The sequence below is a fragment of the Geobacillus sp. LYN3 genome (assembly GCF_003064505.1).
In the GTDB taxonomy this organism is placed as follows: domain Bacteria; phylum Bacillota; class Bacilli; order Bacillales; family Anoxybacillaceae; genus Parageobacillus_B; species Parageobacillus_B toebii.
The window spans coordinates 1744724-1750264 of record NZ_QCWL01000001.1 but is presented as its reverse complement, the minus strand read 5'-3'; the positions used below and the strand labels follow the sequence as shown (position 1 = coordinate 1750264).

The 5541-nt window shown below is 42.5% G+C and carries 5 protein-coding genes; 1 reads left to right on the top strand and 4 read right to left on the bottom strand.

Annotated features, from left to right (window positions below; translation table 11 throughout):
- Positions 1–113 precede the first annotated feature (113 nt).
- The 4 genes from DCC82_RS09110 to DCC82_RS09095 all read right to left on the bottom strand — a co-directional run bounded on the left by DCC82_RS09110 (position 114) and on the right by DCC82_RS09095 (position 4470).
- Positions 114–1184, bottom strand: coding sequence for a DUF871 domain-containing protein (locus DCC82_RS09110; RefSeq protein ID WP_097354436.1), 1071 nt, complete (start codon positions 1182–1184; stop codon positions 114–116).
- Positions 1185–1199: 15 nt separating this feature from the next.
- Positions 1200–2552 (bottom strand): PTS transporter subunit EIIC, encoded by a 1353-nt coding sequence (locus DCC82_RS09105; protein ID WP_097354435.1) that lies wholly within the window; start codon positions 2550–2552, stop codon positions 1200–1202.
- A 27-nt stretch (positions 2553–2579) separates the two neighbouring features.
- Positions 2580–3467 carry an N-acetylmuramic acid 6-phosphate etherase gene (gene murQ / locus DCC82_RS09100; RefSeq protein WP_097354434.1) on the bottom strand — a complete coding sequence of 296 codons (888 nt, stop codon included), beginning with the start codon at positions 3465–3467 and terminating at the stop codon, positions 2580–2582.
- Positions 3468–3612: 145 nt separating this feature from the next.
- Entirely contained in the window at positions 3613–4470 is an 858-nt protein-coding gene (locus DCC82_RS09095; RefSeq protein ID WP_097354939.1) for a MurR/RpiR family transcriptional regulator, read from the bottom strand.
- Positions 4471–4758: 288 nt separating this feature from the next.
- Here DCC82_RS09095 and DCC82_RS09090 point away from each other — a divergent pair, with 288 nt between their 5' ends.
- Complete coding sequence (locus tag DCC82_RS09090; RefSeq protein WP_097354433.1) at positions 4759–5286, top strand: YceI family protein; 528 nt, start codon at positions 4759–4761, stop codon at positions 5284–5286.
- The last annotated feature ends 255 nt before the right edge of the window (positions 5287–5541 follow it).

Here is a 5541-nt window from a genome sequence, read left to right as displayed (position 1 = left end):
TCAATATTCACATCATAGACAGGAAATACAAAAAATATTCAGCTCACTTGATCATGTGGCTGAATAGTTACAACAGATAAATAAAACGCCACCGAATTCGGTGGCCGTAAGCTTTATGTGATCCGCACAAGGCGAAACTGTTGTCCTCCTTTGACATACGCAAGGAGAGGAAGATCGTCTTCAAAAATTCGTCCAATCACATTGACTTTCTCATCTGCTGGCAAATCGGTTAATGTGATTTGCAGTTCGCCGGCATATCTTCCATATCTAATATTATCCATCGTAACACTTCCCTTTTGTCTCTCTATCGTACATGCTGGTGTTAATAAATGCTTTGGCCATGAGAAAGATAAGCGGGATTCCAGTGATCGAATGACATCCCTTGCCGCGTCACGCCGATTCGTTTGAACCGTTTCGACCATGGAAAGCAGTTCATGTTGTTGCACAAGCGGCCGGTAGCGCAGCGGAATAACCCCATCCCGAAACTCCTTCATTCGCGCAAGCACATCATCTGTCATCCCGCCATCGCCCACAAATACTTTATCTACCTCACAATCCCGCACTAATTCCACGTACGCGCAAAGCGGATCCATATACCGATGAGCCTCTAGCGTAGGAAGCCCTTGATGGAGCGGACCTCGTTTTTCTTTATTTCCCGGAATAAACGCGGCAAGCGTTCGAATTCCTTTTCGGCGTAAAATCTTGTTTTTTTGAATGACTAATTCTTTTGATAATCCTGTTTCTGGACGTGGATAAAAATTATGCCACGCTTCAATTTGATTCCAGTTCACGTCACAAAAAGCAAGATCGTCGCATTCTTCTTCCGTCATCGTGCTCGCATTGAAAACAACTTTCATCCGGTGAGAAAACGTTGCTGCTTCTTTCATAGAAAATCCATCATCAAGCCGCAGTCCAATAATTCCTCCATCAAAAAGCAAATCAAGATTGTCTCCATTCACCCCAATTTTGGATAAAGAAGCCGGGGTAACGTCAGCGATGATCCCGACTCCGTATTTTCTCGCTAACTGCCCGATCTCCTGTAATCGCTTGCGATAAAAGGTAAGATCGTCTTCGGGAATATGAAGCGATGTAAATAGTTCCCGACATCCGAACCAATTTGCCTGTGCAAATCTTTTTTCGATTTGATCCGTTTGTTCTGATAAGTAGAAAGATAGATAGAACATCGAAACCACCTAGAATTAAATGTTTTCCGCCATTTCTTCTTTAAAGCCAAAGAAATACGTAAAAAGGAAACCAAACGTGTACGAAATGACCAATCCTAAGAAATATAGAATATATTTATTGTCGGCGATTAACGGAATGAGCGATAAACCAGATACGCCGATTCCGAGCGCGGCTGTTTTCACAACTGCCTGAAACGCACCGCCGACTGCCGCGCCGAGACACGCGGTTAAAAATGGTCTTCCTAATGGCAGAGTCACCCCGTACAATAACGGCTCTCCAATTCCTAAAAATCCAACTGGCAACGCCCCTTTAATAATGTTGCGAAGCCGTTTGTTTTTCGTTTTGACGAAAATCGCAATCGCCGCTCCTACTTGGCCTGCCCCTGCCATCGCTAAAATCGGAAGAATTGGAGTTGAACCGATTTTATTAATAAACTCCATATGAATTGGTGTCAGACCGTGATGCAATCCAACCATCACAAGCGGTAAAAACGTACCTGCCAAAATGGCGCCAGCAACCGCACCGCCAATATCCAACACTGCTTTGATTCCGCTTGTGATACCTAAAGATAACCATCCGGCAAGCGGCTGAACGGCGATGAGCGTAAATAAACATACCATTAACACGGTTAAAAGCGGCGTCACAATAATATCAATCGCATTTGGAACGAATTTGCGGACACGCTTTTCCATGACCGCCATAAGCCATGCGGCCAACATCACCGCAAACAATCCGCCCCGTCCCGGCGTCAACGCTTCCCCGAACAGTTTAATATCGGCAAGCGCCGGGTTAAATACTAAAATTCCAGCAATCGCTCCCAACACAGGTGTACCGCCAAACTCTTTTGCCGTATTGTATCCGACTAAAACGCCGAGCGAAGCGAAAATGCCGCCGCCAATGAGCAATAATAGCTGCAGCCATGTTTCTGTTGGATCGACCCCGGCGTTTTTCGCAAAGTTAGCAATTCCGTTAATGATTCCCGATGCGACAAGACCTGGAATAAGCGGGATAAAAATGCTTCCGATTTTGCGCAGCAATCGTTTAAATGGCGTTTGGTTGCGTTGTTGAATCTCGGCTTTTTTCTGTGCTGCAATATCTTCCATCACTTCTCCAAGTTGTAACCCTGTTAATTCGCAAAGCGCAGCAGCTACCTTGTTAACGACTCCAGGGCCGACAACGATTTGCAATGTTTCATCTTCAATGACGCCCATGACACCTTCAATATTTTTAAGACCTGCGATATCGGCTTTTTGATGATCGCGCAATGACACTCTCACCCTCGTCATACAATGAGCAATACGTGTAATGTTTTCTTTCCCTCCAAGCCGTTCCAATATTTCAACGGCCATTTGTTGTTCCCTTTTCATTTCAACCTCTCCCCTTATTCACATATTTTATTGAAGCGCCTGGCGAACAAATCCATTCGCTTTTTGCAGACGCTCTGTCGCTTCTTCATAGCTGCATTGCAATAAAATCATGACAATCGCCGTTTTCACATGTCCCCGCGCCGCTTCGTAATAACGCGCCGCCGTCTTATCATCTACATCGGTTGCCTCCATAATAATTCGTTTAGCTCGTTCTTTTAGTTTAAAGTTTGTCGCCTGCACATCGACCATTAAATTCTTATATACTTTTCCGATTCCAATCATGGAAGCGGTGGAAATCATATTTAATACCATCTTTTGTGCTGTTCCTGCTTTTAAGCGAGTGGATCCTGTTAAGATTTCCGGGCCTGTTTCCACTTCAACGCTGACATCAGCGTATTTGCTAATTTCCGCTCCTTTATTGCAGGCAATGCTCCCGGTTGTGGCACCGATTTGCTTTGCGTATCGGAGCCCGCTGATCACATACGGTGTTCGCCCGCTCGCCGCAATGCCAATGACCGTATCTTTTGCCGTCAGCCCAATTGACTGTAAATCTTTTACTGCAAGTTCTTCGTTATCTTCTGCTCCTTCTACCGCATTTGTAACCGCTTCCAATCCGCCTGCAATTAATCCTTGCACCATCTCCTTTTCCACCCCGAATGTCGGAGGGCACTCCACCGCATCTAAAATTCCAAGGCGACCGCTTGTACCAGCTCCCATATAAATGAGCCGACCGCCTTGCTGGAAAGACGCAATCACTTTTTGCACAAGCCTTTCGATGTGTTCTAATTCTTTCGAAACAGCAATGGCCACTGTTTGGTCTTCTTCGTTCATCACCTGTAAAATTTCTTTCGTCGTCATTTCATCTAAGTTCCGCGTTTTGTTGTTTCGTTGTTCGGTTGTTAAACGTTCTAGCAATCTTGTCACCTTCTTATAGATTTGAAATTTTATTTCTTATTTTAATTATATATATATGAAATAAAATATCAATTTTATTCTTCCATTTTCAAAAAATCTCCATAAAAAGAGAAAAGCAAGCATTGACTGCTCGCTGCCATATTATTTATCTCCGCAACCGGACTACTTCTTCTCTCGTTACGTGAAATTTTTCTAATACGCGGCTTCCCATCCGGTGGAACGTAATTAAATAGAGCGCGTCAATGATATTCAGCTGCGTCATTCGTGATGCCATACTTCCGATCCGATGATCTTGCTCGACATCTGGAAGACATAGTTTGATATCCGCCTCCTTATACAATGGTGACGACGTATCGAGTTTAGTGATGGCAATCACCGTGGCATCTTGTTTTTTGGCGAATCTCGCAATTTCCAGCACATCTTTTGTTCTTCCTGATGTGGAAATCGCGACAAACACATCCCCTTTCTCTAAATTCGCGACAAGCGGAAGCATCGTATGAAAATCGGGAGACATCATCGACACATAGCCTAGCTTTGTAAATTTATAGCATGCATCCATCGCCGAAGAAGCTGATCCTCCGACTCCGTAAAATAAAATTTTTTTCGCATTGGCAATCACTTCCGCCGCTTTTTCCAATTCCCGTTTATCAATCGTCGTTGTTGTCGCTTCGATCGCCGCTTTGTTGACATAGGTCACTTTATTAAATAAATCATACGGAGCATCTTGTTTTTCAATAATCGAAAAATCGTTAATGTTCATATCGGCAATCGTCAATTCACGGACAAGCGCCAATTTTAACGCGGTAAAGCTGCCAATGCCGATCGTTTTGCAAAAGCGAACGACACTCGCCTCACTAGATCCTGCGTTTTTCGACAGTTCCTTCGTCGTCATATTTGGCACAAGCTCCGCATGTTCCATAATATACGTAGCAATCTTTTTTTCTGCTGGTGAAAACCGTTCCATTTGATTTTCGATTTTCGCTAAAATGCTTAACTGCTTCATCATGATTCCTCTTCCTCTCTGTCCGCTTTCACACTTAATCTAATGTTATCATGCATCCATTATCAAGTGAAAGCAGCGCATATGTTGGTATTATACTTAGAAAAAACCGTTAGATGCGGCTTTTTGGATTAAGAGAGATGGATGCACATATTCATGTATTCATCCGCTCATTGATTGGGAAATATTAACTTATTTTTAAAATTTTTTAAATTTAAATAAAAATATTTGAATTCAAGATATTTTTCAGATATGATTATTATAACCAAAACAAAAGGAGGAAGAAGGAACATGACAACTTTTCAATTAGACAAAGTTCATAGTTCCATATCTTTTCAGGTAAAACATATGATGGTTGCTAAAGCAAAAGGAGAGTTCACCGAATTTGATGTGGAAGTGGAAGGTGACATCAATCAGCTGGAATCTTCCAAAGTGAAAGTGACCATCCAAGCAGCTTCCATTGATACAAAAAACGAAGACAGAGACAACCACCTTCGCTCAGCTGACTTTTTCGATGTAGAACATTATCCAACCATCACGTTTATCAGCGATTCTGTTAAAAAGGTTTCAGATGATGAATATGAAGTAACAGGTCAATTAACGATTAAAGATGTTACAAAAACAGAGACGTTCAAAGTCGAATTTAACGGACAATCCAAAAATCCGATAACCGGAAGCATCGTAGCCGGCTTTGACGTAGAAGGAAAAATTAATCGCGAAGATTATGGCTTAACATGGAACGCGGCCCTTGAAACAGGAGGATTTCTTATCGGAAAAGAAGTAAAAATATTCGGAAGCTTCGAATTTGTGATTAGCTGATCTCTTCATGCCAAGCGCCCTTAGCTTTTCAGTCAAGCTAAGGGCGCTTATTTCTTCACGATGGATGCCACATAAATCAGAAAGATATATCAAATCACGGGAATTTACACCATAGTTTTTAAAAGAGAAAGGGGATTGGCAATGCTTATTCCCCTATTCAAACTTCAATATCCCTTTTGTTACCTGTAGATGAGCAAATTCACTGACATAAATTGACAACTAAACAAAAAAGGAGACATGAACCGGACTCCTTGG